This is a genomic window from Thioclava sp. L04-15, assembly GCF_002020275.1.
GTDB classification, from domain to species: domain Bacteria; phylum Pseudomonadota; class Alphaproteobacteria; order Rhodobacterales; family Rhodobacteraceae; genus Thioclava; species Thioclava marina.
Map to the genome: position 1 here is coordinate 1 of NZ_MPZW01000006.1, position 22,012 is coordinate 22,012.

Sequence of the window (22,012 nt, forward strand, 5' to 3'; positions counted from 1 at the left end):
GGGCGTCACCAGCCCGTCACCCTGAGCAAAGCCGGGAAACTCTGCCTAAGGGCGGTAGAGCTCTGGGGTGCGGATCACGGTATGTCGAGGATTCCTAAGCAATGCGCTATTTTTGGGGAGCACACCAAATGACCGGTTCCCAATTTACTCGTTCATTTGCTCGACTGTTCTTCACTGCAAAGTCGGTCGGTTCTCGTGCGCCACGAGACCATCGATCAGCTTGATCACCGCGCGCAGATCCCAGCCGTGCTCGGCGCCTCGCAGCATGTCCGCCAGCGCGTCGGCCGTATCCGCCGGCAGGCCGCGCGCCGCCCCTTCGCGGCGCGCGAAATACGCCAGATGCGCGCCAGAGAGCGGCGGGATATCGAGCACGCGACAGCGGCTCAGCAGCGGCGCAGGCACGGCCCGGCGATCGTTCGATGTCAGGATCCAGCTGATCCAGCGCATGTCGAAGCGCACCCGATAATAGGGGCAGTTCCAGGTCCGGGCGCTGAGGGGTTCGAGCAGCGGCAGGAGCGCATTGCTCAGCGCAAAGCTGAAGCCTCGATCTGAACGCACATCGCCGACCTTATCCACCTCGTCGATCACGATGACCGGATTACCGAAACGCTCGCGCAGAATGAGTTCCACAGGTCGGCCGGGTTGGGCCGTCGCCCAACCTCTTTGACTGCCCGCAACCGCGAAGCCCGCGGGTTCGTTCGCGGCATCGATCAGTTCCGAGGGCATGCCGATCAACTCCGCCAAGCGACGCGCCCAATGGCTCTTGCCGATGCCCGGAGGTCCGTCGAGCAAGAGGGGCGGGAAGCGCACCGCCGGAGCACCCTCGCGCACGCTTTCGCGCAAGGCGTGCCAGGCGATCTCGCTCGCGCGGGTCATCCAGGGCATCTCCTCGTGCAGAGCGGCGGCGATCTCGTCGGCGCAGTGTTCGCTCGCGAGCCGCACCATGCGCACGCCGTGTTTGAGCCCCGCCAGCGCCTCACGTGCCTCACGGCCCAGATGCGCCATTCCTGACGCGCGGAGCCGCCGATCGGCGAGGGCAGAGGCCCGACGCCGGATCCTGTCGCCATCGTGCAAGCTGGGGCGACACGCACGCATAGCGTCGTCCCAGCACTCATCATCGAGCACCGCGTCGAAGTCAGCCGGATCGTGGCCCTGTGCGACCCAACGCAGTTTGCGCAAGAATCTGGTGAGTTCGGCCTCGATCTTCGCGGGCGAGGTTTCAAGATCGAAGCGTAGATCACAGATCGGGAAATGGTCGGACATGGCAGGCTCCTTCTGGTCAGGCGGCATGCGCCGCTGACGCCCCTCGCGAGACGGCTGTTCGCGAGGCGTCGATGATGAGGAACCCGGGTTTGGGTGGAGGTTAAGTCGATTTCGCGAGGCGACGTCAACCGGGCCGGAGCGCCGGAAAACGGGTCAGAAAGCTCCCTTGCCGGAGATCTGACAAAGCATTGAAATGAAAGAAAAACCACCGAAGGCAGAGCCTTCGATGGTCACTTTATGCTTTCCGGAATGGACAAAAACCTACCGGAATGGACATTTTATGCGGCGCTCAATAGCTTCCGCCCCTCGCCCGTCTCACCCGCACTTGCTGTGGCCGCAATCGGCGCAGGTCATGCAGCCTTCGACCATCCGCATCGCGTAGCTGCCACAGGACGGGCAGGCTTTGCCGCGCGGGGCTTCACCGACGATCATGCGCTCGGCTTCGGGGTCGGATTTCAGGCCCATTCCCTCGCCTTCGATGAAGCCCGTCGCGATCATGTGGCGCTCGATCACACCGCCGATCGCCGCGAGGATCGAGGGGACGTATTTGCCCTGCATCCAAGCGCCGCCGCGCGGGTCGAACACGGCTTTCAGCTCTTCGACCACGAAGGACACATCCCCGCCGCGGCGGAACACGGCCGAGACCATGCGGGTCAGCGCGACGGTCCAGGCGAAATGCTCCATGTTCTTGGAGTTGATGAAGACCTCGAAGGGACGGCGATGGCCGCCTTGGACGATGTCATTGATGGTGATGTAGATCGCGTGCTCGGAGCCCGGCCACTTGATCTTGTAGGTCGAACCTTCAAGCGCGGCGGGACGGTCGAGCGGCTCGGTCAGGTAGACCACCTCGGCGCCCTGATCGACTTCCGGCGCCTTCTCCTCTTTCTCGGAGACGCTGAGAACCGAGCCCGTCACATCGTTCGGGCGGTAGGTGGTGCAGCCTTTGCAGCCCGTGTCCCAGGCCTCCATATAGACCGATTTGAACTCCTCGAAGGCGATATCCTCGGGGCAGTTGATGGTCTTGGAAATGCTCGAGTCGATCCATTTCTGCGCCGCCGCCTGCATCCGGACGTGATCGAGCGGCGCGAGGGTCTGGGCGTTGACGAAATAGTCGGGCAGCGGGGTGTCGCCGAACTTGTCGCGCCACATCTGCACGGCGTAATCGACCACCTCTTCCTCGGTGCGTGAGCCGTCGGGCTGCAGCACCTTGCGGGTATAGGCATAGGCGAAGACCGGCTCGATGCCGCTCGACACATTGCCCGCGTAAAGTGAGATCGTCCCGGTCGGTGCGATCGAGGTCAGCAGTGCATTGCGGATGCCGTGGGTGCGGATCGCCTCGCGCACATCATCATCCATCTGCAACATATTGCCGGAGTTGAGATATTTCTCGGCATCGAAGAGCGGGAACGCGCCCTTTTCCTTCGCCAGATCGACCGAGGCGAGATAGCTCGCCCGCGCGATCAGCTTCATCCAGGCCTCGGTCTGGGCGGCGGCCTCTTCCGAGCCATAGCGCAGGCCCAGCATCAAAAGCGCATCGGCCAGCCCCGTCACGCCAAGACCGATACGACGCTTGTTCTGCGCCTCTTCGCGTTGCTGTTCCAGCGGGAAGCGCGAGGCGTCGACCACGTTATCCATCATCCGCACGGCGAGCCGCACCAACTCGTCGAGCTTGGCCGGATCCAGTTCGGCATTGCCTTCGAACGGGTTGGTCACCAGACGTGCGAGGTTGATCGAGCCAAGCAGGCAGGCGCCATAGGGCGGCAGGGGCTGCTCGCCGCAGGGGTTGGTCGCGGCGATCTGCTCGACATAGTTGAGATTGTTCATCTTGTTGATGCGGTCGATGAAGATCACGCCCGGCTCGGCGTAATCGTAGGTCGCGCGCATGATCTTGTTCCACAGATCACGGGCGTTGAGCGTGTGATAGACCTTGCCGCCGAATTGCAGATCCCACGGCTTGTCGGCCTTCACGGCTTCCATGAAGGGATCGGTCACCAGCACCGACAGGTTGAACATGCGCAGCCGCGCCGAATCCTGCTTGGCGGTGATGAAATTCTCGATATCGGGGTGATCGCAGCGCATCGTCGCCATCATCGCACCGCGGCGCGAGCCCGCCGACATGATCGTGCGGCACATCGCATCCCAGACATCCATGAATGACAGCGGGCCCGAGGCATCGGCGGCCACGCCCTTCACCTCGGCGCCGCGGGGCCGGATGGTGGAGAAGTCATAACCGATTCCACCGCCCTGCTGCATCGTCAGCGCGGCTTCCTTCAGCATATCGAAGATCCCGCCCATGTTGTCCGGGATCGTCCCCATGACGAAGCAGTTGAACAGTGTCACCGCGCGGCCCGTCCCCGCACCTGCGGTGATCCGTCCAGCCGGAAGATATTTGAAATCTTCCAGCGCGTTGTAGAACTTCTCTTCCCACTCCGCAGGTTCGTCCTCGACCTCGGCCAGTGCCCGCGCGATGCGTCGCCAGCTATCTTCCACCGTCGCGTCGATGGGCGTGCCGTCCTGTTCTTTCAGGCGGTATTTCATGTCCCAGATCTGCTCGGCGATGGGGGCGGCAAAACGGCTCATTCGGTCCTCTCGACGGTCGGTGCGGATATGCTCAGAAATCAGACGCCCCCGCCGCATATCGTGCGCCGGGGGCGGATAAACACTATACCTAAGGCCCCTCGTCCTGACCAGACGCAAATCGGACATTGCCGCGACGGGATCAAAATCCTAACTAGAAACCATGGGAGAGAATGACACCGTCAATCTGATCAAACTTTGCGTGGGCGCCGAGAAGGTCGAGGACCTGATCGCGTGGCAGGCCAGTCGCTACGGCAAGGGCCCGGCGATGCATGTCACGCGGATGTGGCCGAAACGCGCGGATGAGATCCTGAACGGCGGCTCGCTCTACTGGGTGTTCAAGGGGGCCGTGCTGGCGCGACAACGCGTGCTGGAACTGTCGGAAGTGATGGGCGCAGACGGGATCGCCCGTTGCGCGATCGTTCTCGACCGGGAAGTGGTGCGCACCGAGGCACTGATGCGCCGTCCCTTCCAGGGCTGGCGCTATCTCAAACCCGAGGACGCCCCGCGCGATCTGCCCCAAGGGCGTGCCCGAGAAGACGCGCTGCCCCGCGAGCTTGCCGTGGCGCTCGCCGAGATCGGTCTGCGTTAAGAGGCAAGCCAGCTTTCTGCGGCTTCGCGTGCGGTGAAAATGCGCAGACCGTCGCCCTCGCCCTGCATCGTCGCCTCGTCGCGCATGTCTTCCGGCACGACCAGCGCGCAGCGTTGTGCCTGCCCGTCGCGGCACGCGCGGCGCATCCCGCCTACAAGCTCGGCCATATAGCCATCGAAGCGCGGCGCAACCTCAACCAGCAGGCTTTCGGTTGGCGCGACCATGCGCAATGCCTCGGTCACATCGCGCGCCAGAACCGTGCCGGAGACATCGAGTCCCGCGACGCCCGCAGGGCTGTTGTCCATCTTCTCGATCATCGGCCCTCTCCTTCAACAGATTACAGTCCAGTCAGGAAAAACGCCCGAGCAGAGGGACCGTTCCGTCACAAGCGCGGGATCTCAGCCCCGCAAGGCACGGATGCGGGCGACGAGCTGACGGGTCGAGCCGTCCTTGCCCTCCCCGGAATCCTCGCCGCTCAGCACAGGGGCCAGTGCAAGCGCCAGTTCCTTGCCAAGCTCGACCCCCCATTGGTCGAAGCTGTTGATCCCGAGGATCACGCCCTCGACGAAGACGCGGTGCTCATAAAGCGCAACAATCCCGCCGAAGACCTCCGGCGTCAGTTTGGGATAAAGCAGAGTCGTCGATGGCCGCGAGCCGGGGAAAACACGGTGGCGCGCCTGACGGTCGAGCTCGGCCCCATCGAGCCCTTTCTTGCGCATGATCGCGGTAGCCTCGTCGAGCGAACGCCCGCGCATCAACGCCTCGGATTGGGCAAGACAGTTGGCCACGAGCAGAAGATGCTGATGCGCCAGATCGGGTTCGTGCCCTTCGGCGGCGACCATGAATTCGCACGGGATCACCCGCGTGCCCTGATGGATCAGCTGGTAGAAAGCGTGCTGACCATTTGTGCCCGGCTCGCCCCAGACGACGGGACCAGAGTTATAGGGTAGATCCTTGCCATCCATGCTGACGCGCTTGCCGTTGCTCTCCATTTCGAGTTGCTGGAGATAGGCGGGCAGCCGTGCGAGCCGCTGATCGTAGGGCAGAACGGCGCGCGTGGCGTAGTCACAAAACTGGTTATGCCAGATGCCCACCAGCGCGAGCAGCACCGGCAGGTTCTCGGCGTAGGGCGCTGCGCGGAAATGCGCATCCATCACAGCCGCGCCCTTGAGGAAATCGGCGAAATCCTCCGGCCCGATCGCGATCATCAGCGACAGCCCGATCGGCCCCCACATCGAATAACGACCACCGACCCAATCGGCGAAGCCGAAGACGCGCGACGCGTCGATCCCGAAGGCGGCGGTTTTCTCAGCCGAGGTCGAGAGCGCCGCGAATTGCTGTGCCGGGTCCGCGACCTTCACGGCCATCCAGCGCTTCGCCGTCTCGGCATTGGTCATCGTCTCGATTGTGGTGAAGGTCTTCGAGGCCACGATCACCAGCGTCGTCTCGGGGTCCAAATCGGCCAGCGTGTCATGGATATGCGCGCCATCGACATTCGAGACGAAATGGCAGCGCGGCCCGTCGTGATAGGGCGCGAGCGCGAGCGTGGCCATCGCCGGGCCGAGATCGGAGCCCCCGATACCGATATTGACCACATCGGTGATCGCACCCCCTTGCCCCGTGAACTTGCCCTCGCGCACATCGCGGGCGAAATCCACCATCCGCGCATAGGTCGCGCGGACCTCCGGCATGACGTTTTCGCCATCGACGAAAACGTCCGTGTCGAGGTTACGCAGCGCCGTGTGCAGCACAGCGCGGCCTTCGGTCTCGTTGATCTTCGCGCCCGAGAACATCGCTTCGGCGCGGGCGGCCACGTCCTTTTCCTCGGCCAGTTCCACCAGCAGATCCAAGGTCTCCGCGTCGATATTCGTCTTGGAGAAATCGAACAGGAACGGCCCGCTCTCGCGACTGAACCCTGCCGCGCGGTTTTCATTTTCGAACAATTCCGCGATCTGGCGGTTTTGTACGGATTGCGCCTTGTCGAGGAGGTCTTGCCAGATGGTCATCGTTTACTCAGCCCAGTGAACGGTCGCGTCTTTGAGAACGGCGCGCACCGGCGCCTGTTCCACGGGAAGTTTCTCGGCGGCTTCGATGGCTTTGCGCTTCTCGTTACCGGTGATCAGGATATGGGTGTGCATCGCGTCGCGCAGCACGGGCGCCGAGAGCGTGATGCGCGGCTCGCCCGCGGCCTCGGCCCGCATTGGCAGCAGGATCGGCGCATCGTCCGACAGTGCCTCGGCCAACCGGTCCGCGCCGGGAAAAAGGCTCGCGGTGTGCATATCCGCGCCCATGCCCAGAAGCAGGACCGAAATCGGCAGATGCGGCTTGATACCCTCGGCCAGTTCTTCCATCCGGTCTTCGGGCCGCGGCGCGTCGGCATAAAGCGGCACAAGCGTCGCCTTGGCCGCGCGCCCGGTCAACAGACGTTCGCGGATCAGCCGGGTGTTCGAGCGCTCGGAACTTTCGGGAACCCAGCGCTCGTCATTGAGCAGCACAGCGACCGACCCCCAATCGAGATCGACACCCGAGAGAATATCGAAGATCGGCCCCGGCGTGGTCCCGCCGGGCACCGAAAACGTGGCATGCCCCTGCGTCTGGATCGTCTCGCGCAGCTGGCTCGCGATGCGATCGGCGAGCCCCATCATCAGGAACTCGCGATCGGGGTAACTCTTGAAAATCATTCGCGGATCTCCCGCCAGCGGCGCCCGTCTCGATGCATCAGCATCAGCGCGTCATCGGGCCCGGAGGAGCCACTGTCATAAGGCTGCGGCTTGTCGCCCCGCTCTTCCCAGCCCTCGATGATCGGATCGGTCCAGGCCCAGGCGGCCTCGACCTCGTCGCCACGCATGAACAGCGTCTGGTTGCCCCGGATCACATCCATGATCAGGCGCTCATAAGCATCGGTAATGTCCGCCTCCTCGCCGAGGGCTTCGGCGAAGGACATATCGAGCGGAACCTGCACGAGGCGCATCCCGCCCGGTCCCGGCTCCTTGATCATCATCTTGAGGTTCATCCCCTCGTTGGGCTGGAGCCGGATCACCAGCACATTCTCGCGCCATTCGCCCTCGGCCTCGTCGAAGATCAGATGCGGCGGCTCCTTGAAGGTGATCGCGATCTCGGACGTTCGCGCGCGCAGGCGTTTGCCGGTTCGCAGATAGAATGGCGTATTCACCCAGCGCCAGTTCGCGATATGGCATTTCATCGCGATATAGCTCTCGGTCTTGGAAGCCGGGTTCTCGGCATCCTCGAGATACCCCGGCGCATCCTTGCTCGCCTGGTATTGCCCGCGCACCATATCGGCCGGCGCGACGGGTTGAAGCGCGCGGATCACCTTGAGCTTCTCGTCGCGCACCGCGTCCGGGTCGAAGTGATAAGGCGGCTCCATCGCGATCAGGCATAGAAGTTGCATGAGGTGGTTTTGCACCATGTCACGCATTGCGCCCGACTTGTCGTAATACGATCCGCGCCCCCCCACGCCGACCGTTTCGGCCACGGTGATTTGCACATGGTCGACGAACTGGCTGTTCCAGAGCGGCTCGAAGAGGATGTTGGCGAAACGCACGGCCATCAGGTTCTGAACCGTCTCTTTCCCGAGATAGTGGTCGATCCGATAGATCTGCGTTTCATCGAAATGCTTGGCCAGCGTCGCGTTGAGCGCCCTGGCCGACGCGAGATCGCGGCCGAAAGGCTTCTCGACGACGATCCGCGAGTCCTTGCCGGCGATCCCGCGCTTGTGCAGCCGCTCGGCGAGATCCCCGAAAAGCGCAGGCGCCACCGAGAAATAGAAGGCATTGATCTCTTCGGGGCGCACCTTGGATTTCAGGGCCTCCCAGCCCTCCTCCCCCTTCGCGTCGATCGGCACGTAATCAAGAAGCGCGAGGAACCCCTTGAGGCTTTCCCGATCCCCCGACTGCTTGCCGCCGAACTCGGCGATCGCCGCCGCGGTCTGCTCGCGGAATTCCTCGGGGCTCATCTCGGAGCGCGCGGCCCCGATGATCTGTGAGCCTTCGGGGATCTGGCCCGCGCAGAAGCGACGGAAGAGACCAGGCAGGATCTTGCGGTTGGCGAGATCGCCGGTTGCGCCGAAGATCACCAAATCGAACCGGTCGACGGGAATGACGCGCGAAACCATGGGCTGCTCCGTGTTTGAGATCCGTTAGCGCTAACGCGCCCCTTCTACTCACCTTCGCCCTTCGAGTCTAGCATTGCCAGCCTCTCAAACAATGTCACAGCTGCGATTAAGCGGCCTCGCGGGAGAGAAACGCCTCAAGCGCCTGAATATCCGGCACGATTTCTTCGGCGAGCCCCTCTGCGAAGGCGTCGAATTCCGCTCTCGTCTCCGGCGGGACCGACAGGAGCACCGGCAGATCCGACACCATGGCCTGCGCAATCAGTTCACGGCACCCCCGACCGGCAGCCTCCTGCTTGCCAAACTTGTTGAGCACGACCACAGTCTCCGGCCCTGCACGTTCCAAGGCTGCGGCCACCCGCGCGACCACCTCTTCGAGCGCACCAGCGTCGAGCGAGCACCCCGAAGCGCCCTTGCCCAGGTCCTGCGAGATCGCGCGGATTTCGCCCCCCGGCAGCAGCCGAAGATGCATTTCGCATTCGAAGCTCTGCGGAGCTTGCGCCCGCACCATGCCGATCACCGGTCGCCCCGCTTGCACGAGCCGGTCAGCGAGGTCAGCGAGCAGGCGATCCGCCGTGCCACGGGTCTGGCAAGTGATGAAACCGATCATGACCCTTCAATGACCCCGCCATCGCAGCCGGTCAAGAGGGCGAAAGGGGGCGCCGCCCCCTCTTTCCTTGCGGAAATTCACCCCCGAGATATTTGCATCAAGAAGAAGAAAAGAAACCGCCTTCTTCTTGATCGAAATATCTCGGGGGAGTCCTCGAAGAGGACGGGGGCAGCGCCCCCAGCCAGGTCACAATTTGTCGCCCTCCGGCGACGGGGGCAGCGCCCCCTCTTCAGCCCGCCAGAGCCTTGCCGAAGCGAGGAAGGCGCGCACGTTTCATCAGGGCACGGATCGGCTGGGGTTCGCCGGACAGCCGCTCGGCTTCGGCACGCACGACCTCGGTCACTTGCCGCATTTCCTCGGGATGTTCGGAGAGGAGTTGCCACAAGAAGCCGTCCGGATCGCGCCGGTCCAGACCTTCGCCGGCCAAGGTACCGCGCGGGAAGTCCTGCGCGTTGAAGGTGACGATGGCATCGGCACTCCCCGCGATGGCCGCCGCAAGCACATGGATGTCGTTGTCGTCGGGCAGGACAAGGCGTTGCTCGATCCCCGGTTGCGGTGCGATCTCCGCTTTGGGGAAGGATGCCCGAAGCAGTGCGATTTCGCCGCGTGCAATGGCCTCGTCGGCGGGCGCACGGCGCGCGGCGGCCCGGGCCCATTCCTCCAGAATGCGGGCCGACCAGAGCGGGTGGTAGAGCCCCGCCTTCGCCGCCCCGATCAGAATTTCCCGCAGAACCGTCGGATAGAGAACGCAGGCGTCGAGCAGGATCTTCTGCATCAGTCGAGCCGGAAGAAAAGCGACTTGAGATAGCCCGACTCGGCCAGTTGAGGCAGCATCGGATGATCGGGTCCGGCATAACCGGTATGGATCAGCTGCGCGCTACGGCCCGCCTTGCCGATGCCGCGCGTACAGGCGGCGCGGAACTGCGCCAGATCGGCGGCGTGCGAACATGAGCACAGCACGAGATAGCCACCGCTTTCCACGAGGGGCGCGGCCATCCGCGCGATGCGCTCATAGGCGCGCAGTCCGGCTTGCAGCGCGGGCTTGGCAGGCGCGAAGGCAGGAGGATCGCAGATCACGAGATCGAAGCGCGCGCCTTCCTGGCCCAACGCGTCGAGCTGATCGAAGGCATCGCCCTGACGGGTCGAGAAGCGATCGCCCGCCCCCATCGCCTGCGCACCCTTGGTCGCGAGGTCGAGCGCCGGCGCCGATGCATCGACCGAGATCGCCGAGTGCGCGCCCCCTGCCAGCGCCGCCAGAGCAAAACCGCCAACGTGGGAAAAGACGTCGAGCACCCGCACGCCCTGCGCCAGTCGAGCGGCAAAGGCGTGGTTCGGACGCTGGTCGTAGAAGAGCCCCGTTTTCTGCCCGCCCAGCAGGTCCGCCATGTAGATCGCGCCGTTCATCGGCACCTCGACCGGGGCATCGACACCACCACGCAGCACGAGCGTCTCCTCGGTAAGGCCTTCAAGGTTGCGCGCCCGGCCCGAGCCATTCTTGATGATCGTCGTGACGCCCGTGACCTCGGCCAGCGCAGCCTCCAGATCCGCGATCATCACCTCGGACCAGGCGGCGTTGGGCTGAATCACCGCCGCGTCCCCGAAGCGGTCGATGATGACGCCTGGCAGCCCATCCGCCTCGGCATGGATCAGCCGGTAGAAAGGCGTCGCGAACAACCGCGCGCGCATCTCCTGCGCCCGGCTCAGTTTCGCCGCGATCCAGGCGCGGTCGATCTGTGCCTCCGCATCGCGGCTCATCACCCGCGCGATGATTTTCGAGTTCGGGTTCACCGTGACCGTGGCCAGCGGGCGACGATCGGCGTCCTCGAGTGTGGCGATCGTTCCGGGCGCGATCGTCTTGGTGCGCCGGTCGACGACAAGCTCATCGGCATAGACCCAAGGGAAGCCGTGGCGAATCGCGCGGGCTTCGGCTTTGGGACGCAGGCGGACAACGGGACGGGGCTGGCTCATCGGGCACTCCTTGATCTTGGGCCTTCCTAGCGCCAAGCGCCTGAGCGCGAAAGCCCCGATCCTTGCCAGCGCCCTGCCCCGCCCCACATAAACATGTAGCTTTCCGGGTTGCGACGTTAGCGCTAACATGCTAGAGGACGCGCATCCCTTCGATCCACGCTGTCCGCCACGCCTCCCCACAGGCGGCCGCAGAGCAAGGAAAGGCCCAAGCCGATGACCCTCGACGCCACAATCGCCCGTGTAACCGATCGTATCCGTGCCCGCTCGGAAGGCCCGCGCGGCGCGTATCTCGCCCGGATGCGCGAAGCGGCAGAGGCCGGACCCGCCCGCGCCCACCTGACCTGCGGCAATCAGGCCCATGCCTATGCCGCGATGGGCGACGACAAGGACGCGCTCGCCGAAGGGCGCTCACCGAATATCGGGATCGTCACCGCCTATAACGACATGCTCTCGGCCCATCAGCCCTACGAAACCTATCCGCAGCTGATCAAGGCGGCGCTTCGTGAGGTTGGCGCCACCGCGCAGGTCGCCGGCGGAGTGCCTGCCATGTGCGATGGGGTCACGCAGGGCCAGCCGGGGATGGAGCTGTCGCTTTTCTCGCGCGATGTGATCGCACTCGCGACGGGTGTGGCGCTCAGCCACAACACTTTCGATGCGGCGCTTTATATGGGGGTTTGCGACAAGATCGTGCCGGGCCTGATCATGGCGGCGGCCACCTTCGGCCACATCCCCGCGATCTTCATTCCCGCCGGGCCGATGACCTCGGGCCTGCCCAATGACGAAAAGGCCCGCGTGCGCCAGCAATTCGCCGCGGGCGAAATCGGCCGCGACGAGCTGATGAAAGCCGAGATGGCCTCTTATCACGGCCCCGGCACCTGCACGTTCTACGGCACCGCGAACACCAACCAGATGCTGATGGAGTTCATGGGGCTGCATCTGCCCGGCAGCTCCTTCGTGAACCCGAACACCCCACTGCGCGAGGCGCTGACGGTTGCTGGCGCCAAGCGCGCGGCCGAGATTACAGCGCTTGGCAACGATTACCGCCCGGCCTCGGAAATCCTCGACGAGAAGGCCTTCGTGAACGGGCTCGTGGGGCTGATGGCCACGGGCGGCTCGACCAACCATATCCTGCACCTGCCCGCGATGGCGCGCGCGGCGGGGATCATTCTCGACCTCGAGGATTTCGACGATGTGTCCTCGGTGGTGCCCCTTCTGGCGAAGGTCTATCCGAACGGTTTGGCCGATGTGAACCACTTCCATGCCGCCGGCGGGCTGCAATTCATGATCCGCCACCTGCTGAAATCGGGGCTGCTGCATGAGGACGCCAAGACGGTCGCGGGCGATGGGCTGACGCGCTACACGCAGGACGCCAAGCTGACCGAAGACGGTCTCGTCTGGGTCGAGGGGCCGGAAGACAGCCTCAACGACAAGATCCTGCGCAAACCCGCCGATCCGTTCCAGAAGACCGGCGGCTTGAAGCAACTCAATGGCAATCTCGGGCGCGGCGTGATCAAGGTCTCCGCCGTCGCCGAAGAGCGCCGCCAGATCGAGGCCCCGGTGCGGGTCTTCCACGATCAGGCGGACGTCAAGGAAGCCTTCAAGCGCGACGAGTTCAAGCAAGACACGATCGTCGTCGTCCGCTTCCAGGGCCCCAAGGCGAACGGGATGCCGGAGCTCCACTCGCTCACCCCCACTCTCTCGGTGCTGCAAGATCGCGGGCTGAAAGTGGCGCTGGTGACCGATGGCCGGATGTCTGGCGCGTCGGGCAAGGTGCCCGCCGCGATCCATGTCTCGCCCGAGGCGGCTGATGGCGGCCCGCTCGCCAAGCTGCAGGACGGCGATATCGTGCGGCTCGACGCGGTGACGGGCGAGCTGACTTGCCTCACTGAAGGGTTCGACGCCCGCAGCCCCGTCCAGCCCGATCTGAGCGCCAACCAGTTCGGCATCGGTCGCGAGCTCTTTGCTGCCTTCCGTGCCCATGTCGGCCCCGCGACCTCCGGGGCCTCGGTGGTGCTTTGATTTCTTGCCTCCGGAGGAACTTCTCGGGCTGTTGGAACTCAGAACGCTCTGTCCAATTGCCTCAGATATCCATGCCGGAGGTATTCTGCCCTTTCCGCCCGCGCGGACGTCCAAGACTGGAGTGATCCCATGACCCCTTCCGAACAATCCGCCGCCGCCCGCAAGGTCTGCGAACTCGCCCCGATCGTGCCGGTGATCGTGGTCAAGGACGTGGCCCATGCGGTCCCGCTTGCGAAAGCTCTCATCGCGGGTGGCCTGCCCGCGCTGGAAGTAACCCTTCGCACGCCCTGCGCGCTCGATGCGATCCGCGCGATGGCGGATGTCGAGGGGGGCGTTGTCGGGGCCGGAACGTTGCTCACGCCTGCGGATGTGAAAGCCGCGAAAGCGGCGGGTGCGAAATTCGGGGTCTCACCCGGGGCGACGGATCGTCTTGTGAAAGCCTGCCAGGATGAGGGGCTGGCCCTTTTGCCCGGCGCTGCCACCGCCTCCGAGGTGATGAAGCTCTACGAGATCGGCTACGACGTGCTGAAATTCTTCCCCGCCGAAGCCTCGGGCGGCGCGCCTGCACTGAAGGCCATCGGCGCGCCGATCCCGCAGGTGAGCTTTTGCCCCACGGGTGGGGTCAGCATAAAGAATGCCAATGATTACCTGAGCTTGCCGAACGTTCTTTGTGCAGGTGGATCCTGGGTCGCGCCCGATGCGATGGTGCAGGCGGGCGATTGGGCGGGGATCGAAGCGCTCGCGCGCGAGGCGGCCGCCCTGCCACGCTGAGCGACCCTAGAAGCGCCGTCCGCGCGCGCCGCCGCGCCGCACGGGCGCTCCGCTCTCGCGGGTCAGCCCTTCGCTGAGGACCCGGCTCATCGGGTGCTCGGGCGGCCCTTGATACCCCACCAAAACCGTCCGGATCGCCTCTTTCGCATCCAGACCCGGAGCAAGGCTCAGCGCCCAATCCATGAAGATCGACCGGCATTCGGCCTCGCCGATCCCGTCGATCTTGTAGCTCTCGCGGATCAGCCCTTTCGGATCCGCCTCGTTCATATCCATCAGTTTGCGCCCCATTCAGCCCCCCAAAATCCGATCGACGATGGCCGCGACCTCGGCTGTCGCAGCCTCGAGCCGCGCGCTTAGCGCTTCGAGCGTCTCCATGCCCGTCTCGCGCAGCATGAAGGCGGTTGCCCCCTCGCCCAACGCCTCAAGATCGAGCGCGTCGTCGCTCAGCAGTTTCTCGCCCGCGCGCAGTCTCCACAAGAAGCGATAGGCCGAGGCGAGCGCCTCCCCCGTCGGCTTGTCGACCAATCCCGCACGCGGTCCGATCCTGAGCTGCGCCTCGACCCGGCGCGCCGGCGCTCCCTCGTGGAGCGCGAACCATTGCGCAAGAAGTTCGATATCCTGCAACCGCCCCGCTCCGATCTTGGCTTCCCAGCGCCCTTTAACGGGCTTGGCCGCGAAGATCCGGGCGCGCATTTCGGCGAGATCGGGCAATACCTTTTCCGCCTTGCCCTTGGCCGCAAGCACCTCGAGCCGGATCGCCTCGACCTCGGCGGCCAGATCCGCGCATCCCGCCACCGGCCGCGCCCGGGTCAACGCGAGATGCTCCCAGGTCCAGGCCTCGTTCAACTGGTAATCGGCAAAACTCGAAAGCGCCGTCGCGACCGGCCCTTGGCGCCCGGACGGGCGCAGCCGCATATCGACCTCATAAAGCATCCCCTCAGGCATCTGCGCCGAGAGCGCCGTGATCAGCGCCTGGGTGAGCTTTGCATAGTAAGCCCTTGTCGCAAGGGGCTTCTTGCCTTCGGAATAGTCCTGTCCGGCGGGATCGTAGATGACGATGAGATCCAGATCCGAGCGCGCATGAAGCCGCTCCGCCCCGAGGCTGCCCATCCCCAGAACCACCGCCCCCTTGCCCGGGCATGGCCCGTAACGGCGCGCGAATTCCTCCTGGACCGCGGGCCAGAGCGCTGCAAGTACCGCACCCGCCACATCCGCATATTGGCCCGCCGCCTCGGACGCATCAACCAGTCCGCGCAGGTGATGAACGCCAACGCGGAACTTCCATTCCTTCGCCCAGCGACGCGCCGCGATCAGCGCCGCCTCGTAATCGCCCGCCTGCGCCAGAAGCCGCTCGAGATCGACCGTCAGCGCATCGCGCCCGGGCCAGGGCGAAAAGAAGCTGCCACCCAGAACCGCATCAAGAACGCCCGCATTGCGCGAGAGATAGCTCGCAAGCCCCGGCGCTGTTGCGCAGATGTCGACAATCAGATCAATCAGCTGCGGGCTAGCCTCGAAGAGCGAGAAAAGTTGAACCCCGGCAGGCAGCCCTTTGAGGAAGCCGTCGAACTGGGTCAACGCCTCATCCATATTGGCCGCCCGCGCCATCCGGCCCAGCAATTCCGGTTCAAGCCGCTTGAAGATCGTGCGCGCGCGTTCGGAGCGCAGCGCGGGATAGCTGCTCCAGCCTTCGACGATCTGGCGCGCACTCTCGGACAGTTCGGGCCGCTCGCTCGCCTCGTCGGGCGCGAAGAAATCATTGGTCAGGGCTTCGACCCGCTCAAGCCGCGCGCGCAGCCGCTCGGACCAGCGCGCGACATTCCCCTCGCCCATCATCGCCGCGATCCGCGCAAGCGCGTCCTCGTTCGTGGGCAGGAGCTGGGTCTGAGCATCGTTGACCATCTGGATGCGGTGCTCGATCTCACGATGCTCGCGGTAATGGGCAATCAACTCTTCGGCCACATCACCCGGCACCCAGCCCTTCGCGGCAAGCGCGCGCATCCCGCCGACGGTGGTGCGATCGCGCAAGGATTCGTCACGCCCGCCCGCGATCAGCTGGCGGGTCTGGGTGAAGAACTCGATCTCGCGGATGCCGCCCTGGCCGAGCTTGATGTTGTGGCCCGGCACTTCGATCGGCCCGTGCAGCCCCTTATGCTCACGGATGCGCAGCCGCATGTCATGCGCGTCCTGGATCGCCGCGAAATCGAGATGCTTGCGCCAGACGAAGGGGCGCAGCGTTCCGAGAAACCGTTCTCCGGCCGCGATATCGCCCGCGCAGGGGCGCGCCTTGATATAGGCCGCGCGCTCCCATGTCCGCCCCTCGGATTCGTAATAGAGTTCGGCCGCCCCCATCGAGATGCAGACCGGCGTCACGCTCGCATCCGGGCGCAGGCGCAGATCGGTGCGGAAGACATACCCTTCGGCGGTGCGGTCATTGAGCATTCCCGCCATCTTCCGCGTCGCCCGGATCAGCGCCGCGCGAGCCTCCATCTGGTCGATCGCGTCGTAGCGGGTCTCATCGAAGAGGCAGATCAGATCGATATCGGAGGAGTAATTCAGCTCCCCCGCCCCCATCTTGCCCATGGCAAGCGCGACCATCCCGGCGGCGGTCTCGGCGTCCTCTTCGGTCGCGCCGGGGATCTTGCCGCGCCGGATCTCTTCGCCGACGAGCCGTTTCAGGGCGAGATCGACCGCGAGATCAGCCAGCCGCGTCAACGCTCCGGTCACCTCTTCGAGACACCAGACCCCACCGAGATCGGCCAGCCCCGCAAGCAACGCCACCCGGCGCTTGGCGCGGCGCAGCTCGTTTGGCAGATCAGACAGCGCGACCGGACCGAGGCGCGCAAATTCCTCGGCCAGCGCGGCCTCGGGGTTGCCCGCAAGCGCGGGGCGCAACCAGTCTGCCTCCTTCTCCATCAAGCCCTTGAGATAAGGGCTGCACCCGGCCGTTCCGGCCAGAAGCTCACGCAGCTCGGGCGCCAGATCGCCAAAGAGCGCGCGCGCTTCCTCGGCACGTTCGGGCTCGAACGGGAGCGGGGCACGGGTGAGACGGGTGGCGAAAGGCATGGCGTCATGCTTACCGTGCCCCGCGCGCGGGTCAATGGGGATCGGGGGGATTGGATCGGGGCGGCATCTCGTCCTAGATGTCCCGGCCGGGGTGCGAAAGAGAGATGCCGGATGCCTCCGGCGGGGATATTGGGAGCAGTTGGAATGAGCAAATCACTCAAACGGGTCCGCGCGGCGCTCGAGGCGGCGGGAGCTGAATTCGAGATTTCCGAACCGGGAGAGGCGCGCACCGCCCAGATGGCCGCCGACGCGGTGGGCTGCGAGGTCGATCAGATCGCCAAGTCGATCATCTTCCGCGGTGAAGAGAGCGGGCATGTCGTTTTGTTCATCACCGCGGGCGCGAACCGGGTCAGCGCCGAGAAGGCAAGCGCCGTCGCGGGCCAACCGCTCGGCAAGGCCGATGCCGGCCTGATCCGCGCGGAGACGGGCTTTGCCATCGGCGGCGTCGCCCCGGTCGGTCATATCAGCCCGATCACCGCCTTTCTCGATCCGCGGCTTTTCGATTTCGACACGGTCTGGGCCGCGGCGGGCACGCCGCGCCATGTCTTTTCGATCACGCCTTTCGATCTGGAGCGTATCAGCGGCGCGAAACGGGCCGACTTCATCGAATAAACACACGTGATTCCGGTGCTTTGCGCGAAGGATGTAAAAAACATTCACATACCCACTTGCAAAGCGCTTGCCCGCTTCCGATCTTGGAGATGTGAAAAGCATTCACATACTCAACCCGGAGGTTCCGATGTCCGCCTATTCCACCAACACGATTCCCGCCCCGCGCGGCAATTGGTTCACTCGTGCGATCGAGTGGATGGATGGGAACGGCCCCGGCGCGTGGATCGCGCTGATGGTGGCCGGTTTCATCTTCGCCGGCCCGCTGGGCCTGGTTCTGTTGTTCTTCATTCTCTTCACCGGTCGGTTCGGGCGCCGCTGGCGCACGGGCGAGGCCACCCAGCGCCGCGCTTTCGGTTGCTGCGGTTCGACCCGCCTGCATGTCTCGCGCACGACCGGCAACGCTGCCTTCGACGCCTACAAGGCCGACACGCTTGAGCGTCTCGAGCGCGAGCAGCAAGAGTTCGAAGACTTCCTGCGCCGCCTGCGCGAGGCCCGCGACAAGGCCGAGTTCGACCAGTACATGGACGAACGCGCCAAGGCGGCTGCTCGGGAGGACGATGCCGAAGTGAGCGAACGCGCCTGATCGCGCCTCCCTTCCCGACTTCCCTCGGCGCCCCGGTTGACCTGACCGGGGCGCCTTCTATGTGTGGAGAAGGAAACACTTGGCGGGTGCGAGCCTCTTTGCTAGCCTTCGAGCCAACCCGCCCCGATCGAGGCATTCATGCGCCATTCGCTTCCGCTCGCTCCGCAGTTCTACGTGACCGCGCCGCAGCCCTGCCCCTATCTGGATGGCAGGTCAGAGCGTAAACTTTTCACGGCCCTGCAAGGGGAAGGTGCGGAAAAGCTTAATAACGCGCTGTCGCGGCAGGGATTCCGGCGTTCGCAGAACGTGCTGTACCGGCCATCCTGCGCCGATTGCATGGCCTGCCTCTCGGCCCGGATCCGAGTCGCGGATTTCGTGCCGACGAAATCGCAGCGCCGCGTACTCAAGCGCAATACCGACCTGCGCCGCACCGCGACCAGCCCCTGGGCCACCGAAGAGCAATTCGCCCTCTTCCGCCGCTATCTCGACACGCGCCATGCCGATGGCGGCATGGCCGATATGGATATCTTCGAGTTTGCCGCGATGATCGAGGAGACGCCGGTCAAATCGCGCGTGATCGAATATCGCGAGAGCGCCGAGACGCCGGGCTCGATGCGCGCGCTGATCGCGACCTGCCTCACCGATGTGCTCGATGACGGGCTGTCCATGGTCTATTCCTTCTACGAGCCCGAACGGATCAAGGACAGCCTTGGCACCTATCTGATCCTCGATCATGTCGAGATCGCGCGCCGCGTCGGCCTGCCCTATGTCTACCTGGGCTATTGGGTACCGGGCTCGCGCAAGATGGGCTACAAGGCGAATTTCAGTGCGCTCGAGATCTACAAGGGCGGAAACTGGATCGATATCGGGGACCCGGCCAGCCACGAAACCGAGACACATCCGCTCTCGGTCGACCCGATCGCCGAGCAGGTCGCCCGCATCCAATTGCCCGATACACGCGGAAGCTGAAGGCTTCGGGCCGGGACCCGTCGCCGGATTCGCAGGCAGCTGCCCAACCCTTGTGCAGCCCTCCCGCGTCAAACCATTTCTGAGAATTTTTTTTGTGATCGTAAGCGTTTGAGCACGCGCCATCACTGGACAGTTTCGGTCTGTGGTGAAACGGTCCCCACAGGCCCGCGATATCATTGGAGGATGCGCGGGCGGCGGGGACAATGCTCCCCGCATCTCGAAGCAAACATGGGAGGATCCATCATGGACCGTCGTTCCTTTCTGACGAAAGCTGCGCTGGGTGGTGCGGCTGCGAGCACCTTGGCTGCGCCCGCGATCGCACAGAGCAACCCTCAGATCACCTGGCGCCTCGCCTCGTCCTTCCCCAAATCGCTCGACACGATCTATGGCGGCGCGGAAGTGCTCTCGAAGATGGTCGAAGAAGCCTCGGACGGCAATTTCAAGATCCAGGTCTTCTCCGCGGGCGAGATCGTCCCCGGCCTGCAGGTCGCCGATGCCGTGATGAATGGCACCGTCGAGGCCTGTCACACCGTGGGCTACTACTTCTGGGGCAAAGACCCGACCTGGGCGCTCGGCGCGGCGGTGCCCTTCTCGCTCAACGCACGCGGCATGAATGCCTGGCACTATCACGGCGGCGGCATCGAGCTCTATAACGAGTTCCTGGGCAAGCAGGGCCTCTACGGCCTTCCGGGCGGCAATACCGGCGCGCAGATGGGTGGCTGGTTCCGCAAAGAGATCAACTCGGTCGAAGACCTCAAGGGTCTGAAGATGCGTGTCGGCGGCTTCGCGGGCAAGGTGATGGAAAAGCTCGGCCTCGTGCCGCAGCAGATCGCCGGCGGCGACATCTACCCGGCGCTGGAAAAAGGCACCATCGACGCGACCGAATGGGTCGGCCCCTATGATGACGAGAAGCTCGGCTTCTACAAGGTCGCGCCCTACTACTACTACCCCGGCTGGTGGGAAGGTGGCCCGACGGTCCACTTCTTCTTCTCGAAAGAGAAGCTGGAAGGTCTGCCGAAGCAATACCAGGCGCTGCTGCACACCGCGGCGCAGGCGGCTGACTCGGACATGCTCCAGAAGTACGACATGAAGAACCCGGCCGCGCTGAAGACGCTGGTGGCCAACGGCACCCAGCTGCGTGCCTTCTCGCCCGAGATCATGCAGGCCTGCTTCACCGCAGCCAACGAGGTCTATGCGGAAATGGAGGCCAACAACGCCGAGTTCGCGAAGATCTGGGGGGCCATCAAGGACTTCCGCAAGGACTGGTTCACCTGGGAACAGCTGGCCGAGTTCAACTACGATTACTTCATGATGAGCCAGGCGAACCAGGGCAAGCTCTGACCGTCCCGGCCTGACCGGTCGCCTCGACTGGTCAATCCAATGATCCGGCCCCGGCGCAGCGATGCGCCGGGGCTTTTTTATGACCATTCGAAATGTGTGTGCGAAACCTTATGCCGCAGGCTCGGCACGCGAGGATTTGACCAAAAACCGGGAAAAGCCGGAAAAGGCCGGTTTACAGGTGCAATCGGTCAAGTAAAGTGACCGCCATGGACGCCCGCGGAGGGAGCCTTCGGGCTAGGAGCGGGCGGAACCTGTCAAGACGAGAACCAAAACCGGGAGGAATACCATATGGATCGTCGCTCTTTCCTGCGCAAAGGCGCACTTGGCGGGGCTGCCGCGGCTGCGGGCAGTGCGCTTGCCGCACCGGCCATTGCGCAAGAAACCCCGACCGTGACCTGGCGCATGACCTCGTCCTTCCCCAAATCGCTCGACACGATCTACGGCGCGGCCGAGACGATGGCGAATTACGTCAAGGGAATGACGGACGGCAAATTCAACATTCAGGTCTTCGCGGCTGGCGAGATCGTCCCGGGCCTGCAAGCCATGGACTCGGTTTCCAACGGCACCGTCGAGGCTTGCCACACCGCATCCTACTACTACTGGGGCAAGGATCCGACCTTCGCTTTCGCGACCGCTGTGCCCTTCGGCCTCAACGCGCGCATGCAGAACGCCTGGTTCTACTATGGCGGCGGCAATGATCTGATGAACGAGTTCTACGCGAACTACGGCATCACCGCTTTCCCGTGCGGCAACACCGGCGCCCAGATGGGCGGTTGGTTCCGCAAGGAAATCAACACCGTGGAAGACCTCAAGGGCGTGAAAATGCGCATCGGTGGCTTCGGCGGCAAGGTCATGGAAAAGCTCGGCGTCGTGCCGCAGCAGATCGCCGGCGGCGACATCTACCCGTCGCTCGAGAAGGGGACAATCGACGCCACCGAGTGGGTCGGCCCCTACGATGACGAGAAGCTCGGCTTCTACAAGGTCGCGCCCTACTACTACTACCCGGGCTGGTGGGAAGGCGGCGCTTGCCTGCACGCCATGTTCAACAAGAACGCCTATGACCAACTCCCCGAGGCCTACAAGGTCGCGCTGCAGGCGGCGACCCAGGCGGCCAACTCGGACATGATGGCGTCCTATGACGCGAAAAACCCGACCGCACTGAAGACGCTTCTCGCGCAGGGCACGCAGCTGCGTCCGTTCTCGCAGGACATCCTCGACGCCTGCTTCAAGGCCGCGCAGGAAGTCTATGCCGAGATCGGCGCCTCGAATGCCGGGTTCAAGAAGGTGCATGACCACATCTTCGCCTTCCGCAATGACGCGTATGGCTGGTGGCAGCTGTCGGAGTTCAACTTCGACTACTTCATGATGCGCCAGCAGGCCGCGGGCAACCTCAAGCTCTGAGAGCGCCCCTGAGACAACGAGAAGGCCCCGGATCACTCCGGGGCCTTCTTCGTTTCTGCAGTGGGGCCTTGGTCGGGGGCGCAGGAAGACCCTGCATCAGCGCACCGCCCCTCG

The 22,012-nt window shown here is 64.3% G+C and carries 19 protein-coding genes; 8 read left to right on the plus strand and 11 right to left on the minus strand.

Going from position 1 to position 22,012, the window contains the following annotated elements; translation table 11 throughout:
* Window positions 1–171: 171 nt before the first annotated feature.
* Window positions 172–1,263 (minus strand): AAA family ATPase, encoded by a 1,092-nt coding sequence (locus tag BMI90_RS13280; RefSeq protein WP_168172785.1) that lies wholly within the window; start codon window positions 1,261–1,263, stop codon window positions 172–174.
* A gap of 315 nt (window positions 1,264–1,578) precedes the next feature.
* The gene (locus tag BMI90_RS13285; protein WP_078529982.1) at window positions 1,579–3,843 is read right to left on the minus strand and encodes an adenosylcobalamin-dependent ribonucleoside-diphosphate reductase; all 2,265 of its coding nucleotides are present in this window, start codon (window positions 3,841–3,843) and stop codon (window positions 1,579–1,581) included.
* A 160-nt stretch (window positions 3,844–4,003) separates the two neighbouring features.
* On the opposite strand from BMI90_RS13285, the gene BMI90_RS13290 reads away from it, so the two are divergent.
* Window positions 4,004–4,432 (plus strand): DUF1489 domain-containing protein, encoded by a 429-nt coding sequence (locus BMI90_RS13290; RefSeq protein ID WP_078529983.1) that lies wholly within the window; start codon window positions 4,004–4,006, stop codon window positions 4,430–4,432.
* On the opposite strand, the gene BMI90_RS13295 is transcribed toward BMI90_RS13290, so the two are convergent.
* From BMI90_RS13295 to BMI90_RS13325, 7 genes are all read right to left on the minus strand, one after another.
* On the minus strand, window positions 4,429–4,749 hold the full coding sequence (locus tag BMI90_RS13295) for a hypothetical protein (RefSeq protein WP_075777173.1): 321 nt from the start codon (window positions 4,747–4,749) through the stop codon (window positions 4,429–4,431). The two genes, BMI90_RS13290 and BMI90_RS13295, sit on opposite strands and share 4 nt — an antisense overlap.
* 81 nt (window positions 4,750–4,830) lie before the next feature.
* Window positions 4,831–6,438 (minus strand): glucose-6-phosphate isomerase, encoded by a 1,608-nt coding sequence (gene pgi, locus BMI90_RS13300; RefSeq protein ID WP_078529984.1) that lies wholly within the window; start codon window positions 6,436–6,438, stop codon window positions 4,831–4,833.
* A gap of 3 nt (window positions 6,439–6,441) precedes the next feature.
* Window positions 6,442–7,113, minus strand: coding sequence for a 6-phosphogluconolactonase (gene pgl / locus BMI90_RS13305; protein WP_078529985.1), 672 nt, complete (start codon window positions 7,111–7,113; stop codon window positions 6,442–6,444).
* Window positions 7,110–8,564 carry a glucose-6-phosphate dehydrogenase gene (gene zwf, locus BMI90_RS13310; protein ID WP_078529986.1) on the minus strand — a complete coding sequence of 485 codons (1,455 nt, stop codon included), beginning with the start codon at window positions 8,562–8,564 and terminating at the stop codon, window positions 7,110–7,112. The genes pgl and zwf overlap by 4 nt, the downstream gene beginning before the upstream one ends.
* A 106-nt stretch (window positions 8,565–8,670) precedes the next feature.
* A complete protein-coding gene (locus BMI90_RS13315) occupies window positions 8,671–9,171 on the minus strand; it encodes a DUF2478 domain-containing protein (protein WP_078529987.1) in 501 nt (166 codons plus the stop codon).
* Between the two features lie 229 nt (window positions 9,172–9,400).
* Window positions 9,401–9,946, minus strand: a complete 546-nt coding sequence (locus BMI90_RS13320; protein WP_078529988.1) for a PIN domain-containing protein — start codon at window positions 9,944–9,946, stop codon at window positions 9,401–9,403.
* Entirely contained in the window at window positions 9,946–11,139 is a 1,194-nt protein-coding gene (locus tag BMI90_RS13325; RefSeq protein WP_078529989.1) for a class I SAM-dependent rRNA methyltransferase, read from the minus strand. The genes BMI90_RS13320 and BMI90_RS13325 overlap by 1 nt, the downstream gene beginning before the upstream one ends.
* 213 nt (window positions 11,140–11,352) lie before the next feature.
* Here BMI90_RS13325 and edd point away from each other — a divergent pair, with 213 nt between their 5' ends.
* Both edd and eda read left to right on the plus strand, forming a co-directional pair.
* A complete protein-coding gene (edd, locus tag BMI90_RS13330; protein WP_078529990.1) occupies window positions 11,353–13,158 on the plus strand; it encodes a phosphogluconate dehydratase in 1,806 nt (601 codons plus the stop codon).
* A 129-nt stretch (window positions 13,159–13,287) separates the two neighbouring features.
* On the plus strand, window positions 13,288–13,929 hold the full coding sequence (eda, locus tag BMI90_RS13335; RefSeq protein ID WP_078529991.1) for a bifunctional 4-hydroxy-2-oxoglutarate aldolase/2-dehydro-3-deoxy-phosphogluconate aldolase: 642 nt from the start codon (window positions 13,288–13,290) through the stop codon (window positions 13,927–13,929).
* Between the two features lie 6 nt (window positions 13,930–13,935).
* Here eda and BMI90_RS13340 read toward each other — a convergent pair whose 3' ends face one another.
* Together BMI90_RS13340 and BMI90_RS13345 are read right to left on the minus strand one after the other, a co-directional pair.
* The gene (locus BMI90_RS13340) at window positions 13,936–14,202 is read right to left on the minus strand and encodes a hypothetical protein (RefSeq protein WP_078530187.1); all 267 of its coding nucleotides are present in this window, start codon (window positions 14,200–14,202) and stop codon (window positions 13,936–13,938) included.
* Between the two features lie 15 nt (window positions 14,203–14,217).
* Complete coding sequence (locus BMI90_RS13345; protein ID WP_078529992.1) at window positions 14,218–16,992, minus strand: glutamine-synthetase adenylyltransferase; 2,775 nt, start codon at window positions 16,990–16,992, stop codon at window positions 14,218–14,220.
* Window positions 16,993–17,136: 144 nt separating this feature from the next.
* On the opposite strand from BMI90_RS13345, the gene BMI90_RS13350 reads away from it, so the two are divergent.
* From BMI90_RS13350 to BMI90_RS13370, 5 genes are all read left to right on the plus strand, one after another.
* Window positions 17,137–17,604, plus strand: coding sequence for a YbaK/EbsC family protein (locus BMI90_RS13350; protein ID WP_078529993.1), 468 nt, complete (start codon window positions 17,137–17,139; stop codon window positions 17,602–17,604).
* A gap of 127 nt (window positions 17,605–17,731) precedes the next feature.
* On the plus strand, window positions 17,732–18,187 hold the full coding sequence (locus BMI90_RS13355) for a DUF2852 domain-containing protein (RefSeq protein ID WP_078529994.1): 456 nt from the start codon (window positions 17,732–17,734) through the stop codon (window positions 18,185–18,187).
* A gap of 138 nt (window positions 18,188–18,325) precedes the next feature.
* Entirely contained in the window at window positions 18,326–19,156 is an 831-nt protein-coding gene (locus tag BMI90_RS13360; RefSeq protein WP_078529995.1) for an arginyltransferase, read from the plus strand.
* Window positions 19,157–19,399: 243 nt separating this feature from the next.
* On the plus strand, window positions 19,400–20,497 hold the full coding sequence (locus BMI90_RS13365) for a TRAP transporter substrate-binding protein (protein WP_078529996.1): 1,098 nt from the start codon (window positions 19,400–19,402) through the stop codon (window positions 20,495–20,497).
* Between the two features lie 288 nt (window positions 20,498–20,785).
* Window positions 20,786–21,898 (plus strand): TRAP transporter substrate-binding protein, encoded by a 1,113-nt coding sequence (locus BMI90_RS13370; protein WP_078529997.1) that lies wholly within the window; start codon window positions 20,786–20,788, stop codon window positions 21,896–21,898.
* Window positions 21,899–22,012: the final 114 nt, after the last annotated feature.

Coding starts and splice junctions, on each gene's coding strand:
- edd (WP_078529990.1), top strand. CDS start 11,353: ATGACCCTCGACGCCACAATCGCCCGTGTAACCGATCGTATCCGTGCC.
- BMI90_RS13340 (WP_078530187.1), bottom strand. CDS start 14,202: ATGGATATGAACGAGGCGGATCCGAAAGGGCTGATCCGCGAGAGCTAC.
- BMI90_RS13280 (WP_168172785.1), bottom strand. CDS start 1,263: ATGTCCGACCATTTCCCGATCTGTGATCTACGCTTCGATCTTGAAACC.
- BMI90_RS13365 (WP_078529996.1), top strand. CDS start 19,400: ATGGACCGTCGTTCCTTTCTGACGAAAGCTGCGCTGGGTGGTGCGGCT.
- eda (WP_078529991.1), top strand. CDS start 13,288: ATGACCCCTTCCGAACAATCCGCCGCCGCCCGCAAGGTCTGCGAACTC.
- BMI90_RS13345 (WP_078529992.1), bottom strand. CDS start 16,992: ATGCCTTTCGCCACCCGTCTCACCCGTGCCCCGCTCCCGTTCGAGCCC.
- BMI90_RS13285 (WP_078529982.1), bottom strand. CDS start 3,843: ATGAGCCGTTTTGCCGCCCCCATCGCCGAGCAGATCTGGGACATGAAA.
- BMI90_RS13290 (WP_078529983.1), top strand. CDS start 4,004: ATGGGAGAGAATGACACCGTCAATCTGATCAAACTTTGCGTGGGCGCC.
- BMI90_RS13370 (WP_078529997.1), top strand. CDS start 20,786: ATGGATCGTCGCTCTTTCCTGCGCAAAGGCGCACTTGGCGGGGCTGCC.
- BMI90_RS13320 (WP_078529988.1), bottom strand. CDS start 9,946: ATGCAGAAGATCCTGCTCGACGCCTGCGTTCTCTATCCGACGGTTCTG.
- pgl (WP_078529985.1), bottom strand. CDS start 7,113: ATGATTTTCAAGAGTTACCCCGATCGCGAGTTCCTGATGATGGGGCTC.
- BMI90_RS13360 (WP_078529995.1), top strand. CDS start 18,326: ATGCGCCATTCGCTTCCGCTCGCTCCGCAGTTCTACGTGACCGCGCCG.
- zwf (WP_078529986.1), bottom strand. CDS start 8,564: ATGGTTTCGCGCGTCATTCCCGTCGACCGGTTCGATTTGGTGATCTTC.
- BMI90_RS13350 (WP_078529993.1), top strand. CDS start 17,137: ATGAGCAAATCACTCAAACGGGTCCGCGCGGCGCTCGAGGCGGCGGGA.
- BMI90_RS13315 (WP_078529987.1), bottom strand. CDS start 9,171: ATGATCGGTTTCATCACTTGCCAGACCCGTGGCACGGCGGATCGCCTG.
- BMI90_RS13355 (WP_078529994.1), top strand. CDS start 17,732: ATGTCCGCCTATTCCACCAACACGATTCCCGCCCCGCGCGGCAATTGG.
- BMI90_RS13325 (WP_078529989.1), bottom strand. CDS start 11,139: ATGAGCCAGCCCCGTCCCGTTGTCCGCCTGCGTCCCAAAGCCGAAGCC.
- BMI90_RS13295 (WP_075777173.1), bottom strand. CDS start 4,749: ATGATCGAGAAGATGGACAACAGCCCTGCGGGCGTCGCGGGACTCGAT.
- pgi (WP_078529984.1), bottom strand. CDS start 6,438: ATGACCATCTGGCAAGACCTCCTCGACAAGGCGCAATCCGTACAAAAC.